This window comes from Pseudofrankia coriaricola, from assembly GCF_032027725.1.
Lineage (GTDB): Bacteria > Actinomycetota > Actinomycetes > Frankiales > Frankiaceae > Pseudofrankia.
Genome location: NZ_JASNFO010000024.1, coordinates 32,715 through 55,946 on the forward strand (window position 1 = coordinate 32,715; position 23,232 = coordinate 55,946).

At 71.1% G+C, this 23,232-nt stretch carries 21 protein-coding genes; 9 read left to right on the plus strand and 12 right to left on the minus strand.

Annotation, left to right across the window (positions count from 1 at the left end):
* Positions 1 to 65: 65 nt before the first annotated feature.
* A complete protein-coding gene (locus tag QOZ89_RS13665; protein WP_071048506.1) occupies positions 66 to 614 on the plus strand; it encodes a TetR/AcrR family transcriptional regulator in 549 nt (182 codons plus the stop codon).
* 29 nt (positions 615 to 643) lie between these two features.
* Here QOZ89_RS13665 and QOZ89_RS13670 read toward each other — a convergent pair whose 3' ends face one another.
* From QOZ89_RS13670 to QOZ89_RS13685, 4 genes are read right to left on the minus strand one after another with little or no spacing between them, the layout of a single operon-like run.
* The gene (locus tag QOZ89_RS13670; protein ID WP_312623950.1) at positions 644 to 916 is read right to left on the minus strand and encodes a hypothetical protein; all 273 of its coding nucleotides are present in this window, start codon (positions 914 to 916) and stop codon (positions 644 to 646) included.
* The gene (locus tag QOZ89_RS13675; RefSeq protein ID WP_312623951.1) at positions 861 to 6,062 is read right to left on the minus strand and encodes an FtsK/SpoIIIE domain-containing protein; all 5,202 of its coding nucleotides are present in this window, start codon (positions 6,060 to 6,062) and stop codon (positions 861 to 863) included. Before QOZ89_RS13675 ends, QOZ89_RS13670 begins: the two co-directional genes overlap by 56 nt.
* Positions 6,059 to 7,846 carry a hypothetical protein gene (locus QOZ89_RS13680; RefSeq protein WP_312623952.1) on the minus strand — a complete coding sequence of 596 codons (1,788 nt, stop codon included), beginning with the start codon at positions 7,844 to 7,846 and terminating at the stop codon, positions 6,059 to 6,061. Before QOZ89_RS13680 ends, QOZ89_RS13675 begins: the two co-directional genes overlap by 4 nt.
* Positions 7,843 to 8,007: a hypothetical protein gene (locus QOZ89_RS13685; RefSeq protein ID WP_157910482.1), complete on the minus strand. Its 165-nt coding sequence runs from the start codon at positions 8,005 to 8,007 to the stop codon at positions 7,843 to 7,845. The genes QOZ89_RS13680 and QOZ89_RS13685 overlap by 4 nt, the downstream gene beginning before the upstream one ends.
* Before the next feature lie 413 nt (positions 8,008 to 8,420).
* On the opposite strand from QOZ89_RS13685, the gene QOZ89_RS13690 reads away from it, so the two are divergent.
* On the plus strand, positions 8,421 to 9,293 hold the full coding sequence (locus QOZ89_RS13690; protein WP_071048509.1) for an NAD-dependent epimerase/dehydratase family protein: 873 nt from the start codon (positions 8,421 to 8,423) through the stop codon (positions 9,291 to 9,293).
* A 157-nt stretch (positions 9,294 to 9,450) separates the two neighbouring features.
* Positions 9,451 to 9,930, plus strand: coding sequence for an SRPBCC family protein (locus QOZ89_RS13695; protein ID WP_206745008.1), 480 nt, complete (start codon positions 9,451 to 9,453; stop codon positions 9,928 to 9,930).
* A gap of 511 nt (positions 9,931 to 10,441) precedes the next feature.
* Here QOZ89_RS13695 and QOZ89_RS13700 read toward each other — a convergent pair.
* Both QOZ89_RS13700 and QOZ89_RS13705 read right to left on the minus strand, forming a co-directional pair.
* Positions 10,442 to 11,023: a shikimate kinase gene (locus tag QOZ89_RS13700; RefSeq protein WP_131803943.1), complete on the minus strand. Its 582-nt coding sequence runs from the start codon at positions 11,021 to 11,023 to the stop codon at positions 10,442 to 10,444.
* Positions 11,020 to 12,273 (minus strand): IS256 family transposase, encoded by a 1,254-nt coding sequence (locus tag QOZ89_RS13705; protein WP_116271496.1) that lies wholly within the window; start codon positions 12,271 to 12,273, stop codon positions 11,020 to 11,022. The genes QOZ89_RS13700 and QOZ89_RS13705 overlap by 4 nt, the downstream gene beginning before the upstream one ends.
* A gap of 386 nt (positions 12,274 to 12,659) precedes the next feature.
* On the opposite strand from QOZ89_RS13705, the gene QOZ89_RS13710 reads away from it, so the two are divergent.
* The 4 genes from QOZ89_RS13710 to QOZ89_RS13725 all read left to right on the plus strand — a co-directional run bounded on the left by QOZ89_RS13710 (position 12,660) and on the right by QOZ89_RS13725 (position 16,763).
* Positions 12,660 to 13,037 carry a hypothetical protein gene (locus tag QOZ89_RS13710; protein ID WP_312623954.1) on the plus strand — a complete coding sequence of 126 codons (378 nt, stop codon included), beginning with the start codon at positions 12,660 to 12,662 and terminating at the stop codon, positions 13,035 to 13,037.
* A 1,557-nt stretch (positions 13,038 to 14,594) separates the two neighbouring features.
* Complete coding sequence (locus QOZ89_RS13715; protein ID WP_071048513.1) at positions 14,595 to 15,272, plus strand: hypothetical protein; 678 nt, start codon at positions 14,595 to 14,597, stop codon at positions 15,270 to 15,272.
* Between the two features lie 461 nt (positions 15,273 to 15,733).
* Positions 15,734 to 16,231, plus strand: a complete 498-nt coding sequence (locus QOZ89_RS13720; RefSeq protein WP_131803946.1) for a hypothetical protein — start codon at positions 15,734 to 15,736, stop codon at positions 16,229 to 16,231.
* A gap of 37 nt (positions 16,232 to 16,268) precedes the next feature.
* The gene (locus QOZ89_RS13725; protein WP_083418536.1) at positions 16,269 to 16,763 is read left to right on the plus strand and encodes a DUF1877 family protein; all 495 of its coding nucleotides are present in this window, start codon (positions 16,269 to 16,271) and stop codon (positions 16,761 to 16,763) included.
* Positions 16,764 to 16,922: 159 nt separating this feature from the next.
* Here QOZ89_RS13725 and QOZ89_RS13730 read toward each other — a convergent pair whose 3' ends face one another.
* Both QOZ89_RS13730 and QOZ89_RS13735 read right to left on the minus strand, forming a co-directional pair.
* Positions 16,923 to 17,489, minus strand: coding sequence for an HAD domain-containing protein (locus QOZ89_RS13730; protein ID WP_071048515.1), 567 nt, complete (start codon positions 17,487 to 17,489; stop codon positions 16,923 to 16,925).
* A gap of 358 nt (positions 17,490 to 17,847) precedes the next feature.
* The gene (locus QOZ89_RS13735; RefSeq protein WP_198543217.1) at positions 17,848 to 18,258 is read right to left on the minus strand and encodes a bleomycin resistance protein; all 411 of its coding nucleotides are present in this window, start codon (positions 18,256 to 18,258) and stop codon (positions 17,848 to 17,850) included.
* A 329-nt stretch (positions 18,259 to 18,587) separates the two neighbouring features.
* On the opposite strand from QOZ89_RS13735, the gene QOZ89_RS13740 reads away from it, so the two are divergent.
* Positions 18,588 to 19,508: a HEAT repeat domain-containing protein gene (locus tag QOZ89_RS13740; protein WP_071048517.1), complete on the plus strand. Its 921-nt coding sequence runs from the start codon at positions 18,588 to 18,590 to the stop codon at positions 19,506 to 19,508.
* A gap of 462 nt (positions 19,509 to 19,970) precedes the next feature.
* Here QOZ89_RS13740 and QOZ89_RS13745 read toward each other — a convergent pair whose 3' ends face one another.
* Together QOZ89_RS13745 and QOZ89_RS13750 are read right to left on the minus strand one after the other, a co-directional pair.
* The gene (locus QOZ89_RS13745) at positions 19,971 to 20,513 is read right to left on the minus strand and encodes a hypothetical protein (protein ID WP_312623956.1); all 543 of its coding nucleotides are present in this window, start codon (positions 20,511 to 20,513) and stop codon (positions 19,971 to 19,973) included.
* Between the two features lie 445 nt (positions 20,514 to 20,958).
* Positions 20,959 to 21,195, minus strand: a complete 237-nt coding sequence (locus tag QOZ89_RS13750; protein ID WP_241841675.1) for a hypothetical protein — start codon at positions 21,193 to 21,195, stop codon at positions 20,959 to 20,961.
* 248 nt (positions 21,196 to 21,443) lie between these two features.
* Between QOZ89_RS13750 and QOZ89_RS13755 the strand changes: the two genes are divergently transcribed.
* Entirely contained in the window at positions 21,444 to 21,656 is a 213-nt protein-coding gene (locus QOZ89_RS13755) for a hypothetical protein (protein ID WP_071048518.1), read from the plus strand.
* 432 nt (positions 21,657 to 22,088) lie between these two features.
* On the opposite strand, the gene QOZ89_RS13760 is transcribed toward QOZ89_RS13755, so the two are convergent.
* Both QOZ89_RS13760 and QOZ89_RS13765 read right to left on the minus strand, forming a co-directional pair.
* Positions 22,089 to 22,220, minus strand: a complete 132-nt coding sequence (locus QOZ89_RS13760; RefSeq protein ID WP_274536514.1) for a hypothetical protein — start codon at positions 22,218 to 22,220, stop codon at positions 22,089 to 22,091.
* 234 nt (positions 22,221 to 22,454) lie between these two features.
* On the minus strand, positions 22,455 to 23,225 hold the full coding sequence (locus QOZ89_RS13765; protein ID WP_312623957.1) for an SDR family NAD(P)-dependent oxidoreductase: 771 nt from the start codon (positions 23,223 to 23,225) through the stop codon (positions 22,455 to 22,457).
* Between the last annotated feature and the right edge of the window lie 7 nt (positions 23,226 to 23,232).

Here is a 23,232-nt window from a genome sequence, read left to right on the forward strand (position 1 = left end):
CGGGGTGCGTGCCCCGGAAATATACGGGGCGATTGCCCCGCTTACAAGGAGGCGAGGAGACGGTCATGGCCGAGCGGGCCCTGCGCGCCGACGCCCTGCGCAACCGCGCGAAGATCCTCGCGGCCGCCAGCGAGGCGTTCGCCAGGCATGGCGCGGACGTGCCCCTGGACACGATCGCCAGCCAGGCCCGGGTCGGCCCGGGCACGGTGCATCGGCACTTCCCGACCAAGGAGTCGTTGCTCGCCGCGGTCGTCACCGCTCGTCTCGACCGCCTCGCAGACCATGCCGAGACGCTCCACGGCGATCCGGCGGCCGACTTCTTCGACTTCCTCACCGAGCTCGCCGCCGAGGCACGGCACAACCTCGTGCTGACCTCGGCGTTGGGCGGCACCCTTGGCGCCGAGGGCGACAAGGCCGCCAGCCGTCTGTCACGCGAGCTCGAATCACTGCTCCAGGCCGCCCAGCGAGCGGGCGCGGTTCGCCGTGACCTGACCACCGCCGAGCTACACGCGGTCATCAGCGGCGCGCTGGCCATCGAGCAACGCCTACCGGCCGACCGCCAAGGACTTGGGCTACAGGTCGTCCTCGCCGGACTGCGCCCAGCGGACCAGTAGCAACGGATCCCCGGGCTGTTGGTCGATGGTCAGCGCAGGACGGTGTGCGGGATGGTGATGGTACGTAGCGCGCCCATCGCGTCGACGACGTGGCCGCGGCCGGGGCGGATGCCGGTGCGCAGCAGGCTTTGCGGGATCCGGGTGCCGATCAGGTCGCCGTCGACGGAGCTCTGCGGCGAGAGCAGCACACCCTGACGGGAGCGCTTCGCCTCGGCGAGCCAGCCGCCGAGCGCCTGGCCAAGCGTCTCACCGCTGCCGGCATAGGCCAGCCCAACACGGCGGTGGCGCCCCGGGGCGACCACGGCGCGCCGCGGCGGGGGCCGCGGGGTGTTGTGCCCCTCGCGCCCCCCCGCGCCCCCCCCCCCCCCGCCCCCCCGGGGGCCCGCCCCCCCCCCCCACGACGGCGCGCAGCGGCGGCTCCAGCGGGTTGTTGTACCCGAGCAGGTCGACGTCGTCGACGAGCACGGCAACGGGCCGTCCGCCCCCGGTCCCGCCGGTCGTCGCCGCTCCGATCTCCGCGAGCGCCGCGGTGAGGTCGTCACCGCTGAAGACCGGCCCGGTGAGCAACCGGACGTCGGCGTGCGCCGCGAGCCGGCGCAGCGGCGACTCGCGCGGCGTCACGACCACCAGCGCGGTGCCGCCGGCCAGCAGCGACACACCCAGTGTCGCCAGCGTCGTGCTGCGGCCCGAGCCGGGCGGCCCGACGACCAGGAAGGTGTGCGACCGGCCGGCGAAGTCGACGACCACCGGCCCGGCGTCGTCGCCGCCCAGGCCGAGCAGCGCGCGCAGCGGCCGCCGGTCAACCTCGGCGACCTGCCCGAACGCCTCGGCGAACGTCACCGTCTCGGGCAGCGCCGCGACCGGGAACGGCACCCGACCGGACGGCGCTCCGCCAGCCCTGGCCACGCCGGCCTGGACCCCGCCAGTCCTGGCCGTGCCCGCCTCGGCGGCGCGCGCGGCGACCCCGATCCGGCGCAGCGCGTCGGCCTGCGCCTGCCCGGTCGGGTCGGGGGCCAGCAGGGCCACCTGCACCTCGGCCTGGTCCTCGGCACGCCAGCCGCGGCCCGGCGGGACGACCGCCGGCACCCGGGCCGACTGGAGGTGGATCGTCGAGTAGTCGGAGCGCTCGGTCATCCGCAGGACCAGCTTGCTGTCGACGAGTGGGGCCGCCCGGCCGGTGAGCAGCGCGCGCTCGGAGGTCGCGACGACGTGGACGCCGACGCCCGTGCCCTCCCGCAGCAGTGCCAGCAGCAGCTCGTAGAGCCGGCCGCCGTCGTGCTCCCCGAGCGTCGCGGTCAGCGAGTCCCAGCCGTCGATGAACAGCACCAGGTGCGCCGGCCGCTCGGCCGCCGGCAGCACGCCGCGCAGCTCCGCGAGCCCGGCGCAGGAGTGCTTGCCCAGCAGGGCCTGGCGGCGGGACACCTCGGCGGCGAGCCGGTCGAGCAGCCGGGCGAGCCGTTCGAGGTCGCTCGCGGGCACGACGGCGCCGGTGTGTGGCAGCTCCGCGAGCACCGCGAGCGCCCCGCCCCCGGCGTCGACGCCGTAGAAGTGGACGTCCGCGCTGGAGACCGCCCCGGCGAGCGCGCCCGCAAGGGTGCGCAGCACCTGCGAGCGGCCGGCGCGCGGCGTGCCGATGACGCAGAGATGCCCGAACGTGGCGAGGTCGCACATCACCGGGGCCTGCCGCTGCCGCGCGGGGACGTCCGCGAGCGCGTAGGGCACGGCGGGCAGCGCGCCGGTGCGCGCGGTCGTCGCGCGGTCCGGCCCGGTGTAGCCGAGGGCGCGCACCCGCTCGGCCAGCTCGTCGACGAGCAGCCTGGTGCCCAGCGGCGGCAGCCACGGGCTCGGCCGGGCGGCGGCGCCCTCCTCGTCGCCGGCGAGCACCGCCGCGGCGCCGATGGCGTCGACCAGGACGTCCAGGTCGGTCGCGGCCGCGTCCTCGTCCAAGGCGGCGACCGGCTCGGCGGCCGTGAACGGCAGCGGCCGGCCCAGGCCGATCCAGCGCAGCGGCACGGCCTCGACCGGCCAGCTCCCGGGCACCAGGGCGGAGCCACCAGCGGCGCCCTCAGCCCCGGCAGTCGCGCCAGCGCCGCCCGTCCCAGCGGCCGCGGACACGCCGGCCGCCCCAGCGGCTCCAGCGGCCCCAACCGTGCCGACCGCCCTGGGAGCCCCAGCAGTCCCAGCCAGGGCCGGCGGCCCTGCCGGGGCGGGCAACGAGGCCGTCGTGTCCACCTGCTCGCCGCCGGTCGACGCGGGCCGTGGCCAGGCAGCGGTACCGGCCTTCGCCGGCTGAGGCTGAGCACCGATGTCGGCACCGGCCGGGACGCGGGCGGGCATCGGCCCGTCGTAGCGACCGCCCGCGTAGGCCGTCTGGAACGGCACCGACGACCGCGCCGCGAGCCGGACGAGCGCCCGGCCGGGGATCGCGGCCGGCACGAACGCGGCGTCCTGGGTGTCGATGACGTCGGAGCTCTCGTGGGTGTCGGTGACCCGCAGCGCGATCCGCAGGTTCGTGTTCGCCCGGATGTCGGCGGTGACCGCGCCCCCCGGGCGCTGGGTGGCGAGCACCAGGTGCACGCCCAGCGACCGGCCCCGCTGGGCGAGGCTGACGAGGCCGGGAACGAACTCGCGCACCTCGCTGACGAGCGTCGCGAACTCGTCGATGACGATGACGAGGCGGCCGAGTGACGGCAACGAGGAGTCCTTGGCGCGCAGCATCCGGTAGTGCGCGAGATCCTTGGCCGCGGTCGCGGCCAGCACCTCCTCGCGGCGGCGCAGCTCGGCCCCGAGGGACTCCAGGGCGCGGACGGCGAGCGCCGCGTCCAGGTCGGTGACCATCCCGAGGGTGTGCGGCAACCGGACACAGCTGTGGAACGCGCTGCCGCCCTTGTAGTCGACCAGGACGAAGCCCAGCTCGTCCGGGTGGTTGCGGGCCGCGAGCGACGCGACGAGGGTCTGCAGCAGCTCGGACTTGCCGGCGCCGGTGGTCCCGGCGACCAGGGCGTGCGGACCGTCGCGGACGAGGTCGAGCACGAAGGGCCCGTCGAACCCGGTTCCCAGCGGGAACGCGGTCGTCGCGGGGCGGGCGCCCCAGGCGCCGGCGATCCGCCTGGCCATCTCGTCCGGCCCCGCGTCGGCGAGGCCGAGCAGGTCCAGCAGCCGGACCTCGGGGGGCAGGCCGCCGGAGTCGTCCGGGGTGACGTCGCGCAGCGGGCACATCGCCCGGCCCACCTGGTCGCACCAGGCCGGCGTGACCAGGTCCTGGCGCACCCCGCGAAGCTCCGGGGCATCCGACTGGCGGACGGTCAGCCCGTCGCCGTCCACCCGCACGACCGCGGCGCACTCCTCCGGCAGCAGCCGCTCGTCCGCGTCCAGGCACAGGGCGAACACTCGGACCGCCGGGCCCTCCTTGAGCACCTGCACCACGCCGGGAACGTCGCGCAGCCGCCGGGCGCCGTCGAGGACGACGACCACGTCCGGCTCCCGGAACAGCACCTGGCCCATCGTCGACCCGCGTGCCTTCGTCCGCGCCTTGACGAGCGCGACGAGCTCGGAGACGCGGTGCGCCACCGTCTCCGGGTCGGTGCCGACGAACGCGTACGGCGCCCCGGCCGCCGAGCCGTCGGCGGGGTTCGGCCGGGCGTGCGGCAGCCAGCGCACCCAGTCCCAGCGGGCCTCCCCCAGCACGTCGGCGAGAATCTCGACGCGTACGTCCCGGGGGCTGTGCAGGACGCAGGCCTGCGCGACCAGCCAGCGGGCCAGCCCGCCCACTGTCCCGGCGGGGCCGGCGACGCCGATGACCCCCCGGCCCGCCAGGTCAACGAGCACGGGGACGTCGGGGACGGTCCAGCGCACCTCGCGGGAGTAGCCGTCGACCGTCGGGTCATCGACCTCGATCAGGGACGGCTGGTCGGCGGTCCCGACCCGGAGCACCAGATGGTCCGGGTCGGCGCGGCGGCGTTCCCACAGCCGCCCGCCCGGCCCGGTCGCCGTGAGCCACGCGGTCGCCGGGTCGGGCGCCGCCAGGCCCCTGGCCTGCTGCTCGGCGGCGACGGCCGCGGCGAGTTCGCGGTCCACCTCGGCCCGTCGGGCGCGGTAGCGGGCGGCCGCGACGCGGAACTGGCGGCGCCCGCCGCGCCGGTCGGTGTACCAGTTCGCCACGCCCATGAGAGGCGCCATCGCCATGATGATCAGGAAGTACGTCGACCCGAAGAGCCAGACGAACGCCACGCCCATCACCAGTGGCGACAGCATCATCACCATCGGGATCGGCCGGCGCGTCGGCGTCGACGGCGGCGACGGGTAGCGCTGCCGGGAGTAGAGCAGCGGCGGCACGATCCGCGGCGGCCGGTTGAAGTCACGCCCCACGACGTCGAGCGAGGGGGTCACGGCGGCGTCCGGCTCGAACGGGTCGACGAGCCGCAGCAGGGTGTCACCCACGGCGAGGTCCATGCCGACCGGCCACGGCGACGAGGACGACGGGCGACCGGCGCCGCCCCGACGGGCGGTCGCTCGGCCGGCGGTCTTGACGCCCGGACTGTGCTCGCTCGCGGCGGTGGTGACGCCGTCGGGCGCGGCCGCTGAGCCGGCCCGGCCGGCCGAGCGCCCGGGCTTGCGGCGGGGGTCGCCGTGGTGGTTGACGTTCGTCGCGAGGTGGTGCTCGTCGGTCCGGCGGACCGGTGGCGCGAACGGCCGGGCGAGCCGCGTGGCGTGCCGGCGAGAGTCACCGGCCGAAGCCGGGGTTGGGGCCGGGGCCGGTGGGCCGTCGGGAGCCAGCCAGCTCACCCAGGTGTCGCCGGTGTGGCCGACGTGCAGCGTCGGCCCCCGCTCGGGCAGCCCGTCGAGCCGGATCGCGCAGTCGGCCGCCGAGCCGATGCCATGCACGCCCGGACCCACGGCCCACACCTGGCCGGCGTACGGACCGCCGACCGCGCGCACCTCGTACCAGTGCGCGTCGGAGGCCGCGAGCGGCTCGCCGCCCGCAGCGGGGCGCGCGGCGTCCCGCCACGGCGGCGCGGGCCCGACGGGCCGGGCCGGGCCGCCGACGCCGAGCCGGGCGCCACCGGCCAGACCGGACTCGCGCAGGGTCGCCCGCGGATCGAGTGGCGCACCGTCAAGGTAGAGGTCAAGCCCGCGAGGGCCCGCCGTGGCGCCCGGGACGGCCTGGTGGTCTGGGGCGGCCTGACTCGGAGTGGCGCGGTCCTGAGCTGTCGGCTCCGGACGGGCCGTGTCCGAAGTGGCCTCATCCAGAGACCAGCGATCCGGAAAGGCATCGTCGGCTGGCGGGGGCGGCGGGCCCGCGGCGAGATCGTCGCCGAGGTCCCGGGCGAGCCCGGCGGCGACCGTCGCGATGGTGCTCGACGGCCGGGCCGCCAGCGCCACGTCGAGCTCGGCGCCGGACGGGAGGGTGACGGTCAGCGGCACCGAGCCCACAGACGACGTCGTCATCGCGCCGCCTCCCTCACCGGCGGCGTCGCCGACGCCGCTGTCGCCGTCGTGATGGCCGGGTCGGCGGCGTCCGGTGTCGCGTCGGGTTCGGCGAAGTCGGACGCGTCGACCGGGACGGCCACCCCACGGTCTCGTCCGGGCCTGGCCGTACCGGAGCCCGGCGGCGCGTAGTGGCGCGGATCCGGCGTCGCCGCCGGCACGGCCGGAGCAGCGACGGGCGGCGGTGACGTGGACGGGGACGGCGCGCGGAACGGTCCCGGCGGGACCGGCGGCGCGGCCGGAGCCGCTGGCACGGCCGGGGCAGCGGCGGCCGGCCGTGACATGGGTGGCGGCGCGTGGAAGGGGCCCGGCGGCGCGGAAGGCGCCGGTACGGGAGCCGGCCACGCCCCCGGAGCGCGCCCCGCCGCGGGAGCCTGCGGTGGCCCGGGGAACGGAGGCATCGGCAACGGCGGCATGGGCACCGGGCTTCCCGTCGGCGCCGGCCAGGAGTGTGGAACCGAAGGCGCGGGAACCGGCCCGGCCCAGGCGGGCGGCGACGGCGCGTGCAGGGGCGCGGCGGGGGCCTGCTCCCCCGCGGGCGGCGTCCAGGAGCCCGGAGGGACCTGGCCAAGGGGCGCGGGGCCTGGTTCCGTCGTGGTCTTCCGCGCCGGCGCGGCCGTGGTCATCGCTCGCCGGCGCACGGCCGCGGGGCGTAGCACCCGCGCGACCGCGCGCTCGAGCGGCGCCGAGTCCACGGTGATGCCGAACTCCGGTGCGGTCAGCCCCCCCACGTCGTCAAGCACCAGCCGGAAGCCGGCGCCGGACCAGGCGCCGGCGACCAGCACCCGCACCGCCGGGTCCCGCCGGGCCGCGGCGGCGAGCAGGCCGGCCTCGGCGTCGTCGGGCCGGGCGCAGACCAGCACGATGAGCGAGGAACGGCTGGGAGTGTCCGTCTCCGGCCGCGGGCCGGCACCGGTCGATGTGCTCGGGAGCTCGCCGAGCGCCACGGCGAGCGTCGGACCGCCGTAGCCGGGCAGCACGTCATCGGTGACGACCAGCCGCGCCGGGCGGCCGGTGGCCGGCAGGCCGGCGGCGAGCTGCGCGGCGATCATCGCGGCGAGGCGCCGGCCGGCCTCGGGCGGACCCTCGATGGCACCGACAGCGGGAAGCGCGGCGAGGTCGAGCAGGACGAGCGCCCGCTGCCTGCCCCGCCCGGACACGCCGACGGCGACCAGGACGCCCGGCGCGGGCTCGTCCGGCACGCCGCGGCCAGTAGCCAGCAGCTCTGCGCGGCCGGCCGTCCATCGACCGGGGCCGGCCGGGCGCCAGGGCGAGCCCAGGCCACGCCTGGCATCCCGCGAGGACGGGTCATCGTGGCCTCGCGCCGCTGCGCCCGGACCAGGCCGGGCGGGCCGCAGCGTCGCGCCGACAGTCACCTGCGCCGGACCGGCGGCCAGCAGATACGCCCGGCCAGGCGTCCGCGCGCCGGCCACCGCGGCGAAAGAACGATCCCGCAGCGCAGGCACCTCGGCGTCGAGCAGCGCGGCCGCGGCGAACCGTACCCGCAGCCAGTAGCGTGCCGGCCGCCAGGCCGCGGCAGCGAGGCCGACGACGGCGCCGCGCAGCGAGCGGGCGAGCCAGGCGACGGCCCGCTTCCAGCCGACCGCCCTGGAGAATGCCTGGGCTCCGACCAGCGCCAGCACGACCGCCACCGCGACGGTCAGGCCGACAAGGATCGCGTGCCGGTGGGTGGTGAACAGCCCGGCCGGGCCGAACAGCGCCGCGCCGGCGGTCACGGTCGTCACCGGCGTCCCACCGGCCCCTTCGCCATCGGCGGCGCGTGCGGCCCGGGCGGCGTCGGGTTGGTCGTCAGCGGACGGATCGTCGGCGCCGGGACGGTGGGTGACGGGACGTGGCTGTCGGAAAGGCTCGCGTCGTCGACGCCGCCCTGCCTGCCGTCGTCCACGATGGTCCGCCGCCCTGGGAGATGTCCGTTCCAGTAGGGCCGTCCAGGTGGCCGGCCCTGTCACGGGGCGGCCGGGAGGGGGCCGCTCCTCGGCGGGCCGGCAGCCTGGGTGCCGCGCCCAGCGGGCTCGACGGCCAAGGTCACGACCAAGCGCCTCAATCTGGACAATACCGAGCCGGCCTCGGCCTGTCCGTCTGCGTCGCAAAGCCCTTGGGTGAACGTTGGCGCGCGTCAGAGCTTTACGCCCGCTACCGGCCTCCGGGGTGCCGCCGCGGTGGCGACCGGAACCTGATGGCACGGCCCGCGACGGCGAACGGCCGGCCCGCCGCGTTTCTGCCCGGCTCGCGGGCGCTGTCGCCGCGCCCCCCGTAAACGACTCGTCGCAGTGGGCGTGGACTGGTTGGCTGTCCGCTGTGCGGGTTCTGGTGACCGGGGACCGGGGGCTGGTGGGCACGGTGGTGACGGCCGCGTTGACGGCGGCTGGGCACCGGACAGTGGGTTTCGACCTGGCGGACGGTCATGACGTGCGCGACGCGGCGGATCTCGAGCGGATGGCCGCGGGCTGCGACGGGATCGTCCACCTGGCCGCCGTCGACGAGCCGGTCGACGATCCGGATCTGGCGGAGTTCGGGCCCGCCACCACCGGAACGGACGCGGTGGTGTTCGAGACCAACGCGCTCGGGACCGGCAATGTGCTGCGGGCCGCCGAGCGGCGGGGTGTCCCCCGGGTGGTCGTCCTGAGCAGCGTGGACGTGCTGGGGTGCTTCGGCGGCCGAGGCAGGCCCGACTACCTTCCGCTCGACGACCGGCATCCCACCCGCCCGGCGGGGGCGTACGGGATGTCGAAGTGGCTCGCGGAGCGGATGTGCGCGGCGGCCACCGCCGCGACCGGTGTGTGCACGGTGTGCCTGCGCCCACCAGGGGTGTTCACCGAGGAGATCTACGCCGGGATACGGCGGGCCAGACGCGACCATCCCGACTTCGAGTGGTCCCCGTACTGGGAGTACGGCGCCTTCCTCGACGTGCGGGATCTCGCGTCCGCGGTGGAACGGGCGCTGACCGCGCCGCTTGCCGGCCATCACCGGCTGCTGCTGTGCGCGGCGGACATCTCCTCGTCGAACGACCACGCCCGCACCTTGGCCGAACGGCTGCTCCCCGACGTCGAGTGGCGGGGCGGGCCGGAATACGAGACCGACCCGTTCCGGGCACTGGTCGACGCGTCCGGCGCCCGCGCCCTGCTGGGCTGGGCACCGCGGCACCGCTGGCGTCCTCCCCACAGGGTGTAGAACGCCGCCAACAGAACGACGCTCGACCGGCTCGTCGTCGGGCGGGGTCCGCCGACGCGACCGATGAGTTCCGCCTCGTCGCGTCGTCTGCATGGTGGGAACGTCCCATTCCGCGCCTGCGAGAGTCCCGAGCTGAGACGACAGGAGCGTGCACACCATGGCCGAGGAGAACGTGAGCGCCACCCTGACTGTCGCCGTGCCCGCCGCGAGGGTGTTCGCGGTGCTGGCGGACCCGACGACCCATTCCGCGATCGACGGCACCGGCTGGGTTCAGGAAGCCGCCGACCAGGCGCCGCTGACCGAGGTGGGGCAGATCTTCCGGATGGGCATGTATCACGCCGACCATCCAGACGGTGACTACCGGGTGGTCAACAAGGTCCAGGTGCTCGACCCGCCGCGCGCCATTGGCTGGCTGCCGGGGACGGAGAAGGGCGACGGTCACCTGGACTTCGGCGGCTGGATCTGGCGTTACGACCTGGCGTCACTCGGCCCGTCCGAGACCGAGGTCACGCTCACCTACGACTGGTCAGCGGTGCCGCGGTTCATCCGGGAGTACCTCCAATTCCCGCCGTTCGGCCCCGAACATCTCACCAACTCGCTGCACCACCTGGCCGAGCTTGCCGCACCGACGGTCTGAGCCGCTGCGGCCGCGGCGATATCCCTATCCCAACCCCTGAACCGCCCGAGTCGCCGCCGCGGCCGGAAACCGGCATGGTGACCATGGCGCGACACCTCAAGATTTCACCAGTTGGGCGGACCTGCGGGGAACACGCGCGGATAGCGGATGTTTTCCACAGCCTGCGGTTACCACTACGCTCCGCTGCGCCGGTTACACCTGAGTAGTCCCTGTCAGATTTCCCTTCGGAGACACGTCAAACATCGCGAACATTCGACGACCGCCATGACTCCGTCACCGTGACAGGTGGTGCCCCGTCGGGCGAGCACCGTCGACGCCATCAGGCCATCGGTTTTCTGATTATGGCGACCGCGGTGACGTCCGGCGGTCTCCTGACTGGTTGCCAACCAATGCCGGGAGTTCCCCTCCCCATCGACCAGCGACAAGCACGACCGCCCGTCGCAACCTCCGACCCTCCCTGTGAGGAGCCATCGTCAATACCTGTGGATCTGGCGTGCTCGTCGTTTGCCAATCAGTTACTTCGGAGCAGCCGTGCGGCGGTCTGGGCGGGAGTCTCGTTGCGGGTGTAGATCGTCCGTGTCGCGACCAGCTCGGTGCCGCGGTCGTCGAGCCAGTGGGCGAGGAAGTCGTGCCCGTCGACGATCCAGGATCGGCCTTTGCTCGCTGTGCAGCGTCGCCGTAGCACGGTCAGTGAGCCCTTGCGCTCAGGGGAGGGAAGGAGACGGACCACATCTCGGCAACGGCTCAGTGCGGTGCGGACCGTGACCAGGTGCCGGTGATCGGTGTAGCTAGTGTGGCCTGCGCCCAGTGCAATGACGGCGTCGGGATGATCTGCGGCAGCACGGGCCACGGCATGTGCTCGGGCCGGTTCCCATTCCACTTCGGCCGCAAGGCGTCCGACCGCGGCGATGCGCTCGCGGAGTTTGGCGATGCTCCATCCCACCTCCGCGTAGTACCCGTCCGCGGTGGCGTCCAGATCGACGAACGGTTTGTGCGTCCTCGCTGCAAGCTCTCGGCCGAGGGTGGTTTTCCCAGCGCCGGCCGGACCGACCAGAACCATCCAGGGTGCCTCAGTGGCCGCCGGTCGGCTCACGCGGCGATCACCTCATCGCGTTCTACGAGGCGACCCCGTTCGAAGCGCGCTCCGGCGCGGACGAGGGCGACGAGGTGGGGCGCGTTCACGGCCCGCCACCGCTGCTGGGCGGACTCCACCAGCTTGAAGACCATGGCCAGGGCGGCGGTGCGGGAGCCGGCCCCGCGGGTGACCTTGGTCCGCAGCCTCACGGTGGAGAAGGTGGACTCTATGGGGTTCGTGGTGCGCAGGTGGATCCAGTGCTCGGCGGGGAAGTCGTAGAACGCCAGCAGCTGGTCCTGGTCGGCGGTGATCTTCTTGACGGCTTTGGGGAACTTCACGCCGTAGAGCTGGGCGAACGTCTTGATCGCCGCCTCGGAGCGGTCGCGGTCCTCGGCGTTGTAGATGTCCTGGATCGCTTTCTTCGCTCCGGGCTGCGCGGACTTCGGCAGGGAGTCGAGGACGTTGGCCGTTTTGTGAACCCAGCACCTCTGCTCGCGGGTGGTGAGGAACACGTCGGCCAGAGCCTTCCAGAAACCGAGCGCGCCGTCACCAACCGCGAGGACGGGGGCACGCATGCCCCGGCGGGCGCAGTCGCGCATCATGTCGGCCCAGGATTCGGCGGATTCGCGGTAGCCGTCGGCGAGGGCGACCAGTTCTTTGGAGCCGTCGGTGCGGACCCCGACGAGGACCAGAACGCAGCCTTTGGCCTCCTCCAGACGGATGTTGAGGTGGATGCCGTCGGCCCACACGTACACGTAGTCGGCCTGGGAAAGGTCACGGTTCATGAACGCGACGTGATCGGCCTGCCACTGCTGGGTGAGCCGGGTGACCGTGGCCGGTGAGAGCCCGGCCGCCGAGCCGAGGAACTGCTCCAGCGCCGGGACGAAGTCCCCGGAGGACAGCCCGTGCAGGTAGAGCAGCGGCAGCACCTCGCTGACCTTCGGGGACTTGCGGCACCACGGCGGCAGGATCGCCGAGGAGAATCGCTTGCGCTCGCCCGTGGTCTCGTCGACCCGCTTGTCGTTCACCCGCGGCGCCTTCACCTCGACCGCCCCGGCCGCGGTAGTGACCTTCCGGGGCTGGTGGTAGCCGTTGCGCACCACCAGTCGCCGACCTTTGCCGTCTTGCTGGTCGGCCAACTCGGCTATGTAGGCGTTGACTTCGGCTTCCAGGGCCGCCGCGAGCATCCGCCGGGCGCCCTCCCGAACGATCTCGTCTATCAGGGAGCTGTTCGGCATGGTGCCGTCGTCGTTGACTACGCTGAGCACGGACGTGCCTTCCCGACCGGTGCTGCGAACACCGGCCTACTCGATGACCATCAGTCGATCACTCGGGAAGGTACGCCCTTCGCACGCTTCCCGAGCTCGATCCACAGGTCTTGAGCATGTCTCGCGGACTCCCGCTGCCCTCCCCTCCTCTGGTGGCTGGTCGGGGTCCGGGGCAGCGCCCCGGTGCGTAGTAGGCACTACTCCTTATGTCGTGCGCCTTGTTCGGTAGGGACCGTGACTGTCTGAGGTGGTACCGGCAGGATGGGCGGATGACGCGGCGGTGGGTGCAGTCGGCACATCATCGACCTGGGCGGCGGCGTTCCGGTCACCGCCCACGAGCGACAGTGCGGGGCCTGGTAGCGGGAGCGCTCATCCTCGGAGTGGTTGTGTTCGTCGGGTTCCTGATCGCGGCCCAGGTAAGGATGGATCGAGCTGGCTGCGGCGCGGTCGATCCGACGGACCCAGGCAACTACAGCGCGGTGTTTCTCGCCAACGACACCCCGCGGTTGGTCGTCGTCGACGACTGCCAGGGCGGCTATTGCAGATCCGATCAAGGGTCGATGCCGCTGGCGCCAGGCGAGCGAGTCGGGGTCGACGCCGCATGCGCGGCCAGCGGCGACGCCATGACGTCGTGGCGGGTAGCAAGCGCTGACGGGACCGTTCTGGGCTACGTCGCGGTCGACACCCCCAGGAAGCGCGACGGCCTTGTCTACCCCATCTCCCGCGTGAGCCACAATCGGTTCACCGCAACCCCTTCGCTCTGACCCCCAAAGGTGCACGGTCGGACCACTCAGGTCGCCGACGTCCACACTCCAGGTCGAGCGTCGGGCCGACGCCCCGACGCGCGCGGGTGGGGTGGCAGTCCCGACGCGCCGGGGCCCCGGGGCGCGGCGGGACTGACGGGGCCCCGCCCGTGCGTGGCGCGCGTGGCGGACCGACGCGGCGGCCGAAGGCCGCCCTTGAACCTGAAAGGATTTAAAAAACCTGAAAGGACTTTCTACGACAGCGATCTTCGCTCGACGATCTTCGCCCGCGCTGCCAGGCGGAACCACGACGCGGAGATCGACACTGACGACCTCGGCGCCCATGACGGCTCGGGAGTGCCGTCGCAGACCGACGCGCCTACCCGGCCGACACGGCGTCCCAAGACCGACGTCCAAGTAGCAACCGCTCCGGCGGGACGGACGGACCCTGAGAGGAGAGGGCAACCGGTCCACCGACGTTCACACCGGCCCGTGCCGCCCGCTCGCTCAGCTGATCGATACCGACGGCGTCCACCACCGTCCGGCGCCGTCCGCCGGCTCGGGTACACCGTTGGGTGCACTGGCACCCGCCCTGGCCAACGTCGTTCCCTCACGCTCGGCACGATCGGCGACCGTCCCGGACGCCCGGCCGACACGGAGATCATGAGATCATTCGTGGTCCGTCCGCGTATGTCCGTGGCCGTCGGCTGGTCCAGGTCGCGCGGCTGGCGGCGTCCACGGACGTCCACCTTCGTCCGCCGTCGTTCGCCGGCCTGGCTGCCGGCACCGTACTGACCACGGCGGTCCGTGAGCTCTTCCTAGTCGCCGTGCCGGCCTGTTGGACGCGGTTGGTCCCCTACTGGGGAAGTGCTTTCATCGGATCGCACATCCGCCTTTGTTTCCTGGACCTTTAGGCGATGCAGTTGTTGCCCAATCGCCGAACTCACGAAAATGCTCGGCAGCACGAAATAGCGTTCTAGAAGCCTCAGCTCTCCGAAGGGCCAGAGAAATAGAGCGACAGCTCCGTAGGCTACGACGAGGTAGAGCACCCAGCGAAGAATGAGTGCCGGGTGAGCCCGAAGAAGCCGCAGCATTGTACGAGGCCCTATCGCCTTCTTTAGGTCATCTCTAAGCCATCCGACAGGCGTCCGACGTCCTCGTTGCTCGCGATGCCGACCTGCGGGAGGTTCCGTGAAACTCGCACGATTGTGGGTACGGCGTCCGCGGCCTCTCATAACGCGAGCGTCCCACAGACGCGGAAGGTTCGTGGAGTTGCGGACGATGCTGCCTTGCAAAGTCACTCTCGCCTGTCCGTCGATGTCCGGGCTCGTTCGTAGTCGTCCACTGTCGTCCGCGGGCTTGGCTGCCACCGTGGCTGCCGCTGCGCCCTTGGCGTGGTCGGAGAGGCCGGGCCATCCCACCGACCCGACGCTCCCCCACCGTCCACAACGTCCGCAGTCGTTGCTACATCGGGCTGAACGCCAGTGGGCGGCGGAGGTCGGCTCGTTCGATCATCCGTCGGCGATCCGTCCAAGCTTCAGCGGCACCGAAACGCCGCTGCGTCTAACCTCGCAGGACGTGACGAACCGCCCCGAGGGCTCAGACAAGCGTCGCCGGCCAACCCGGACGATCCCGCTCCAGTACCTGTGGGGCCGCGCTCCCCGGATCGACCTCTACGCGGATCGCCTCCGCCTGATCCTCCCGATCTACTTCGGCCGCAAGGCCATCGAGGTCCCGCTCGACCAGGTGGCGGTCACGCCGGTATACCTGTCCTCCGAGAAGCCCTCGATCATCGCGGATCAGGGAATCACCGAGGACGGGCTGTCTATCCCCTACCTGTTCACTCGCTTCACAACGCTGCTTCGCGACATCCCGGGCATCAGGCCGCCGAACCTGATGCTCGTCTTCGCCACGCCGGCACGGGTCCCGCCACTGCGCAAGCTCGAGTACACCCGGGTGTCGCTACCGTTCGGTTACATCTCGTCACGAGCCGAGAATGGGGTAACGATCGACGGTGCGCTGCTATGCGTCACGAGCCCAGACGCTCTCCACCAGTTGGCAGCCAGCGGCGTCGAGGCCGTCTCCGACTGGCGGACCTGGCTACGTGCTCACCCCAGAAACGACGTCGCCATCCGCCAGGACCGAAAGGCGGCCGACCAGCACTTCGTGGACCTGACCCGAAACCTTCTCGTCGTCTGGGTCCTCTTCCTGGCCGCCGTCGTCGCCGCCATCGTCATCTACAGCCTGGCAACCTAACCATCTGAGCACGACCCCTGTCCGTACGGCTACCGCTGAATGCACACGATGATCGAGTGGATACTCCGGAGTGAACCGACCTCTCCGCGCACGAGCCATCGCTCGACGCAATTGCCCTCGGCTGACGGCAGGGCGGACCGCGACCAGCCCCCCGATTACAAGATCGGTCCGGACGGTCCGTTGATGTCCACGCTCGTCCGTCGGTCCTGCTCACAGCCATGCCGCGTCCACCGCCGTCCGCTCCCGTCGGCCGGTGTCCGTGGGCTTGGCTGTACGGATGGATGCACCAGCTGGCCATCTCGGCGTGGCACGCCTCTGGTTCAGCAGAACGTCTCGAATCGCAGGAGGTCCATCCGCACCGGCGCGCGACAGGTCCGGAACCCAGCACCTGGGCGAGCACCTGGACAACGGCCACCCGGTCCCATCATGGTTGCCACCGGGTGTCGGTCATCATGGCGCCTATGCCCCGTACGCGGCGGTCCCCGGGAACGCAGACCGTCCTGGACGTGCTGCGCAGCGGGTTTCGACGACCTGACCCGGACGCCGTGACCAAGCTCATCGACGAGATGGACGCCGGCCGGCTCGCCACACAGCCCGTCGCGGTCTCCTGTTACCTCCGCGGCACCGCGAGCGCCCTCCCGCGCCGCTGGCAATACGGCGTTCTGATACTCGACGGCCACAGCCTGACCTGGAGGCGGTACATCACAGGTCAGCGCGCCCCCAGACGCGTGCCATCCCACCTCGACGTGGAGCAGGTACGCGACGTCAGCGGCGTCGAGGGCCTTCACCTCAAGGCCGAGCTGTTCCAGATCATCGTCGGCAGTCGTCCGCCATACCTGGTCACGGTCCTGCCCACGTCCGCCGGCGGCGACGCTCGTCCGTCGGTGCCCGCGGGCTTGGCTGTATCAGCCGATCGTCCAGGAGCCTCACAGAAGCTGGGACTCGCCAGGGGCATGTAGAGCCGATCCGACCGTCCCGTACCCTGTCGCCGTGAGCATGATCGGGGAGTACCTGCGAGTCACACCGAGCCAGCTGGACCAGGCCGTCAAGGATCCCGAATGGGCACTCGATCTCGCCGAAACGATTCGCGATTCACAGGACGAGAGCAAGCCAACGCCAGCTGAGGCACTACATTTCAGTACCTACAAGACATGGGATCTGCTCGCATTTTTGTTGCGGCGATCATCTTTCCCCGTAGATATCATCCACGGCGAGGAATGTTTCGCCGAAGATGAAGACTGGGGTTATGGACCTCCACGGTATCTGCCAGTAGAGCGGGTCAGGCTAGCGGCAGAGATCCTGCAGCAGACCACCTATGACCAGCTGATTCGGACGGTCACCCCCTCAGAAATTGCCGATGCCGACATTTACCCAAAAAGCGCGAACTCCGCAGACTCCCTAGAATGGGGGCGTGACTATTTCATTCCCCTGACGGCCTTCTTCCAAGGCGCAGCCGCGGCCGGCCACGCGGTACTGGCCTGGCTCGACTGACCAGGCATGCGAAAGGCCTGCGTTACAGCTCAGGCCCACCGGGTGTGAAGTTGCCACTCATCCGACGAGCTCCCACGGCGGCCCCGAAGCATCCGGTCCGAAGTCCTCGGCGAGCCGCCCACTTCTCCTTGCTCGAGTGCCGCGACCGCCGATGGGCCCCTAGCGCCCGCTCTCATGATGTAGATCCGGGGCCTGCGCGAGTGCTGCCGCTACCCAGGTGAGCCATCGGTGGAGGGTGCTGAAGTCGGCGTCGGTCAGGCCGTGGCGGGGGTCGACTCGGTGGAGCAGGGCCGGTCCTCGATGGTGTGCCATGACCCACGTCCGGTCGGGGGAGGTGATCTCATCGTCGACCCAGGCGAACGGGCGGCCTGCAGCCCAGGTGACCAGGGCGCGGGTTTTCCAGTGCAGGCCGTGGCGTTCATCCCATGCGTCGAATTCGGAGGGTTCTGGCCAGGTCACGACGGCCAGTTCAGGCAGTCCGAGCCGCGGCGCGACGTAGTCGTTGGCGTCGGCCATCCACGTGGTGGCCCAGACAAGCTCACCCGGCAGGGCTGCCAGCCGGGACCCGTGGCCGGAGTTGATCCTCGCAAGCAGCGGGTTCGCCTCCGATGACGCTGATCCGCAGCCGGGTCCGTGGTTCGGATAGGCGCCCGCCGGGGCGCCGAAGGGAATGAGTGGCCCGTCCACATCAAGGAAGATCAGCGGCTCGCCTACGGAGCTGTCCACGCTCACACCATAGGGCTGATCGATGCGTCGAAGCCCCGAGCGGTAGGCCGTGGCTCGGGCTCCGATCTGCTTCAGCCAGGCTCTCGCTCCCAGGGAGTCGACCCTGGCGCGCCGGCTCGGTCAGACGGTGACGTTGGCGGTCAGGAAGTCGTTGAGGAGGCACCCGATCCGTAGACCTCGGCGGGCCGTCCACGAGCGTCCATCGGTGTCCATCGGTGCAGGTGACGGGCTCGGCGACGTCCACCGTCGTCCACTGACGTCCACCCCCGTTGCGGTACAACTGCCGTACTTCTCGACCCCGTGCCTCGGGCTACCTACGGTGACATCCGGAGGGCAGGGATCCGCGCGGCGATCCTTTCTAGGTTCGGATGGGGGAGCCGAAGCGGAGGACGTTCCCTTCAGGGTCGATGACGGCGCCTTCGCGTTGGCCCCAGTCGGTGTCCTCCGGGGAATGGATCTCGACTCCGGCGGAGCGCCACTCGGCGGCCAGGTCGTCGGCGTCGTCGACGAACAGGTACGCGCTGCCGCGAAATTCCGGATGGTGATCTGTGACGACGCCGAGGTGGATTTCGACGCCGTCGCGCGTGGCGTAGCCATAGCCGCCGCCCTCGTACCGCCGAGTCGTGAAGCCAAGTCGTTGGTAGTGCGCCAAGGTGGTGGCCAGGTCGCGGACGGGGAAGATCGGCGCTATGCGCTTCAGGCTGCCCACGGGACGAAGGGTAGCCACCTTCGTATCGAGGCCGAGCTGCGGCCGGCCGCCAACCGCCACACGTCGCGACCTGGTGCAGGCCGGGAATCAGATCCGTAGTTTGATCCGGATCTTCCGGGGACGTCCGTGGATGTTCGCCGTGTCCGGTGAGCAGGGAGGCGCCGTCCGCCGACGTCCGCCAGTCTCCGCGCTCGTCCGCCGGCTCGGCTGTCAGCTTGGCTGTCACTCCAGGCGGTCACGGTTTGGCCCGGGGATGTACTGCGTCTCGCCTCAGGGGCGCCGCAGTTAGCGCCGTCCGCCGGTATTTGGTCCCATGCGACGACTACGATCCCGCGCGGAGGCTTGAAGCGGGCTGCGCGTCGGTCGTGGAAGGTAAGGTGCCGCGCGGGGTGACGGGCGGCGAGTACGTGGCACCGGCGGAAGACGTGTTCGAACGTCAGCATTCGGGGTCGCTGTCGAACCCGCAGTTCGCTGGGCTGGTGGGCCAGGTCGGGCTGCATGCGCGGAGGGGTGCACCGTGGGCCTGCCGGCTGCTGTACCGATGGCTGGCAGTGGAGGAGTCCGACACCCGGCGGGTCATCCTACTGAAGACGATGATCGAGGTGGGCTGCCGGGACTGCCCGCTCGACATGCTGACGAGGCTGGTCGCGGTCCCACACACGGACGTGTGCCAGGAAGCCGCGCACCTGCTCGTGCTCGCCGGCCCTTCCGGGGAACGTGCGCTGCTCGCGACGCTGGGCCGGCTCCGCGGCTATCTACTGGCCATCTCGCTCGGCCAACTCGCATCCGGCAACGGGCCGCTCGACGTCGCCACGGTCGCCAGCTACGCCAACCACCCCAACCAGCACGTCCGCCTGGGCACGCTCGGGACCCTCGCGGTCCGCGGCGACGGCACCTGCACCGGGAAACTCGCCGCGGCAATCGACCGCTCCGACATACCAACCCGGGACGCGGCCCTGACGGCGCTCGTCACCATCGGCGGCCCGGACGCCGTCGACGCGGTCTTGAAACGGCTGTCCATCGACGCAGCGCGCCGGTCCCGACCGGAAACCCTGACCGTCGAACTCGCGCTGAACTACCTCGGCCAGCACGCCCAGACCCGCCCCGACGCGCTCACCCACGCCCGCACCCTCATCGTCGACCACTGGCACCGACGCGACGAAGCAGAAATCGCCTGGATCCGCAAGAATCTCCCGCAGGTCGCCCCGGAGACTCCGGAACCGATCAGCCCACCCTCATCCCAAGCCGCCGCTGGTATGCGCCGCCCGGTTCTCGCCCGCCTCCATCGGATGATGCAGGACAGCATGTAACGGCGGGCACCTCACCCCGCGAGCAAACGGCTTGATTGTCTCGCAGCGCCGACGGTCGAACACTTGGATCCAAATAACGACCGTTGCTGCGGGCACGCACGGGTGGAGGCCCGACCGCCGACCCACTCCTGGTCCGGCGCTTCGCCATACCGTTTCGCCACCGTCGTGAGTCCTTGCGTCACGGAGTGCTACACGGCCCGGCCCGCCAACCGCCCGACTACAAGATCGTCCCGCGTAGTCCATGGACGTCCACAGTCGTCCGCCGAGCCTGGTCACAGCCCTGCCCGTGTCCATCGGCGTCCACGCTCGTCCACCGGTGTCCGGGGGCTGGGCTGTACGAATGGCTGTACAACCGGCGGTGTCCGGTTGCCGCACGACCCGCTGCTGGCCGCCAGTCGCGGAGCGTCGACAAGCGCGACAACCGCAGCGGGCCGTCATGCGTCAGAACCCTCGACGTCGATTTTATCGAGGCCGAAGCCGAGGCCGCAAAAGCCGGCGCCGTATATTTGAAGGGGAGTCCACAAGCTTGCATTTCTCGCCGTTCGCGGCCACGGCCTTCACGAGACTGCTTGCAAGAAACGTCAGAGCCTCGTTCACAATCTTTTGCGATCGGCGAGGGGAAAGCTCCTTCCGGATGGCATAGTGCAGATTTTCAAGGCTCATGCAGCCTTCGCCGATAGGATCTTCGTCGTTTGCCTCCTGATAGAGAAGTGCAACGATCTTCGCGATGAGTGCGACGGAATTCTCGGCGGCGTCGTAGAGTTCATCTATCTCGGCCAGGCTATTACCGGGATGCTCAAATAGACCCTTCAGATCAAGCAAGGTCAGAGGGGTGCGTTGGTGCCGTTCAAGGAGCCCTATCAGTTCTTCAACCGTTAGCAGTGCATCGCCCGCATGACCGCCACGGCGGGCGAGATAGACGCTGCCCATGCCGCCATCACCAAGACGACCGAGCACGGCGTAGGGGCCCAGAACGCTAGGGTCGGACTCGTCGAGCGGCGCCACGTCCGACAGCCCGATCAACGTTACCCCCCGACCGGAAGACCCAGGTCCGATTCTTTCCCCAGACTGAAGGGCTTCTTCTGTATAGGCAGTTATATCCCATGGAAAACGGCCCACGAGCGCCCATGGGCGATGCCCATGGCGTGCCTGTCTCTGAGCTGGGGCGTTGTGACAACCACTAGCCTCGAGCTTTCGCGGCCTGGGCTTGGGCGATCGTGGGCTGTCCTCCGAGCCTCGTCGATGTTGAGTTGTGGTGTTCGGCCGGGTTGGTCCGTGGCCGAGTGTCCCGCTGTCGCGCGGGGTGGGCGCTCGGTCCACGTCCGGGAGTTCTTCCAGGTCGGTGGGGCAGGGAGGTCGCTCCGGTTATCCGGGGGTGGGCAGGGCGCGCAGCCGGCTGATCGCCTCGACGGCCAGCGGCGCGAAGGGGTGGTGCGCGGCTGGTGCCGCTTCAGGCAACGTTGGCCCGGTCGACGATCCGGCGTAACCGCTGATCTTGGGCGTGCTGGTTCCGCCAGATGATGTAGCGGCGGATCATGGATGCCTGGGCGCGGTGGTTGCGGTGGTCGGTGCCGTCCAACGGGAAATAGCGCAACGCGGTGAACTGGGCCTCGATCCGGTTGAGCCAGGACGAGTAGGTCGGGGTGTAGGCGATCTCGACGTTGGCAGCCTGGGCCCAGTCACCCACCCGGCTGTCGGTCTTCGTGGTCAGGTGCGGCGACTAGCCAATGGCAGTGCCCGCGAACAGAGGGCCGCCGGCTGGCCAGGTGGGCAGGTAGGCAGCCCCCTGCGCTGCCGGCGCTGTGTCGGGCACTGTCTGCCCACCCGCCACCGCTGAAGATCGCCAGATCTGTAGCCGAATCCGAATATGGCTCGCCGTTTTACTGCGGGCACTGGTTGTCGAAGTCGCGGCAGTATTCCACGACGTTCGGCGCGGTGCGCTTGGTCCGGCGCCGGTGGGCGCGGCTGTTGGCCGCCGCGCTGTCGGGCCGTCCGCTGGGCCTGGACGGCGATGGCGGGCCGTTGGTGCTCGATGAGTTCGGCCGTCCCGACGGGGACGAGCGCACGCTCATTGTCGGGCAGTGGCGCTACGTCGGACGGGGCCGTGATCCTGCTGGGGCGGAGGATGCGCCCGGGGCGGGGCCGTGAGTCGGCGGCGCGGGTCGGGGCCGTTGGCTGGACAGATCGTGCTGCCCTTCGACGACCACGAAGAGACGACCGGCGCAGCGAACCTGGCGGGGCTTATGGCCGCCGAGAGGACGAGTACCGCAGGTTCCGGCTCGTTGTCTGTCCCTGCTGCGGCGGTCGCGGAAGACTGCGCGCGACCGGTGGGGGTGGGCGGGTGGGACCGCCTCCCGCCAAGATCCGAAACGGCCCGTCAATGCGGTGCGGACAGAGTAGCGGCGGCGGGGCTCGGTTCCGCGGAACCGGACGGCGCGCAGGTGACGGTTCCGGACTGGGTGCCTGCCTCGGCACGGGCGGACTATCTGGCGGGCTGGCTGGCAGGTCGTCGGGCTGCGGTTGCGGCGGGTCCGCTGACGGATGAGGTGGCCCGGGACGTGGTAGCGATCATCGACGGGGTCAGTCGGCCGGTCCAAGCTGCGGATGCGGCCTGACGCACATCCGGTCCTCTGCCGGTAGGTGATGATCCGCCATGACGTCGATGCGTTCCATCACCCGGGCCAACAGGCGTCGCCGCTGCGCCAGCGTCATGTCCGGCCACTCCTGCGCAAGCTGGAGCAGCCGCTCATCGTCACCAGGTTTTCCCTTTATTCCGCTGGTGACTGTCCCGGCTGCGGACGTGCGTAGTCCGGTCGGATGCCCAGGCGCTGTTCGTCGGGGAGCACCGGGTCGAAGACGATGGCGGCATCGATCCTGCGGCCGTCTTTCGGCATCAGGGGCAGCGGGACGCGGCCGGGTAAGGCGATCGCGCAGGCGTCAGCAGGGTCAGAGGGAGCTCGCGTAGCCGGCGGTAACGCGCATCGTCTCGCCGGTGACGAAGCGGGCCTTGTCGGAGCAGAGGTAGAGCATCGCGTCGACGATGTCCTGCTCGGTGCCTTCGAGGTCGAGGAACTGGTGGTGCCGGTGGCCCTCGATCATCTGCGGGGTGAACTCGTTCCGGATCGTGTCGGTGACGTGCAGGCCCGGTGCCAGCGCGTTCACGCGGATTCCGCTGGGCCCGAGCTCGCGCGCCCAGGCGAGCGTGAGCGCGCGTACGGCAGCCTTCGTCGCCCCGTAGGCGCCCATGCCGTTGAACGCGGCCGACGAGGAGATGTTGAGGATGTTGGCGCCTAGCCGGCCCTGCAGGTGCGGTCGCGCGGCGAGGGTCCCGATCATCACGCCCATCACGTTCACGTCGAAGAGGCGACGCAGCTTGGATACAGGGAGCTGCGCCCAGTTGACGCCGTACTCGAGCGAGTGCAGGCCGGCGTTGTTGATGAGGATGTCGACGCCACCGCCGTGCAGGGCGGCGACGTCGGTGAGCACCGCGTCCCAGGCCGCGTCGTCCGCGACGTCGAGGCGGTGGGCGGATGCCGCCTGGCCACCCGCCTCGGTGATCTCGCGAGCGGCCTTGTCGACCTCGGCTTTATCGACATCGGTCAGGACCGCGTGCGCGCCGAGCTCGGCGAGCGCCCGACCGAACGCGCGACCGAGGCCGCGCGCGCCGCCGGTGATGAGCGCGACGCGTCCCTCGAACTGGGTGACCCGATCAACCACGACCGCC

What these genes read in the sequence shown, in the direction of transcription:
- QOZ89_RS13695 (WP_206745008.1), top strand. Translation starts at nt 9,451, where the DNA reads ATGGCCGAGGAGAACGTGAGCGCCACCCTGACTGTCGCCGTGCCCGCC.
- QOZ89_RS13760 (WP_274536514.1), bottom strand. Translation starts at nt 22,220, where the DNA reads ATGACGCTGGCGCAGCGGCGACGCCTGTTGGCCCGGGTGATGGAACGC.
- QOZ89_RS13725 (WP_083418536.1), top strand. Translation starts at nt 16,269, where the DNA reads ATGATCGGGGAGTACCTGCGAGTCACACCGAGCCAGCTGGACCAGGCC.
- QOZ89_RS13675 (WP_312623951.1), bottom strand. Translation starts at nt 6,062, where the DNA reads ATGACGACGTCGTCTGTGGGCTCGGTGCCGCTGACCGTCACCCTCCCG.
- QOZ89_RS13720 (WP_131803946.1), top strand. Translation starts at nt 15,734, where the DNA reads ATGCCCCGTACGCGGCGGTCCCCGGGAACGCAGACCGTCCTGGACGTG.
- QOZ89_RS13665 (WP_071048506.1), top strand. Translation starts at nt 66, where the DNA reads ATGGCCGAGCGGGCCCTGCGCGCCGACGCCCTGCGCAACCGCGCGAAG.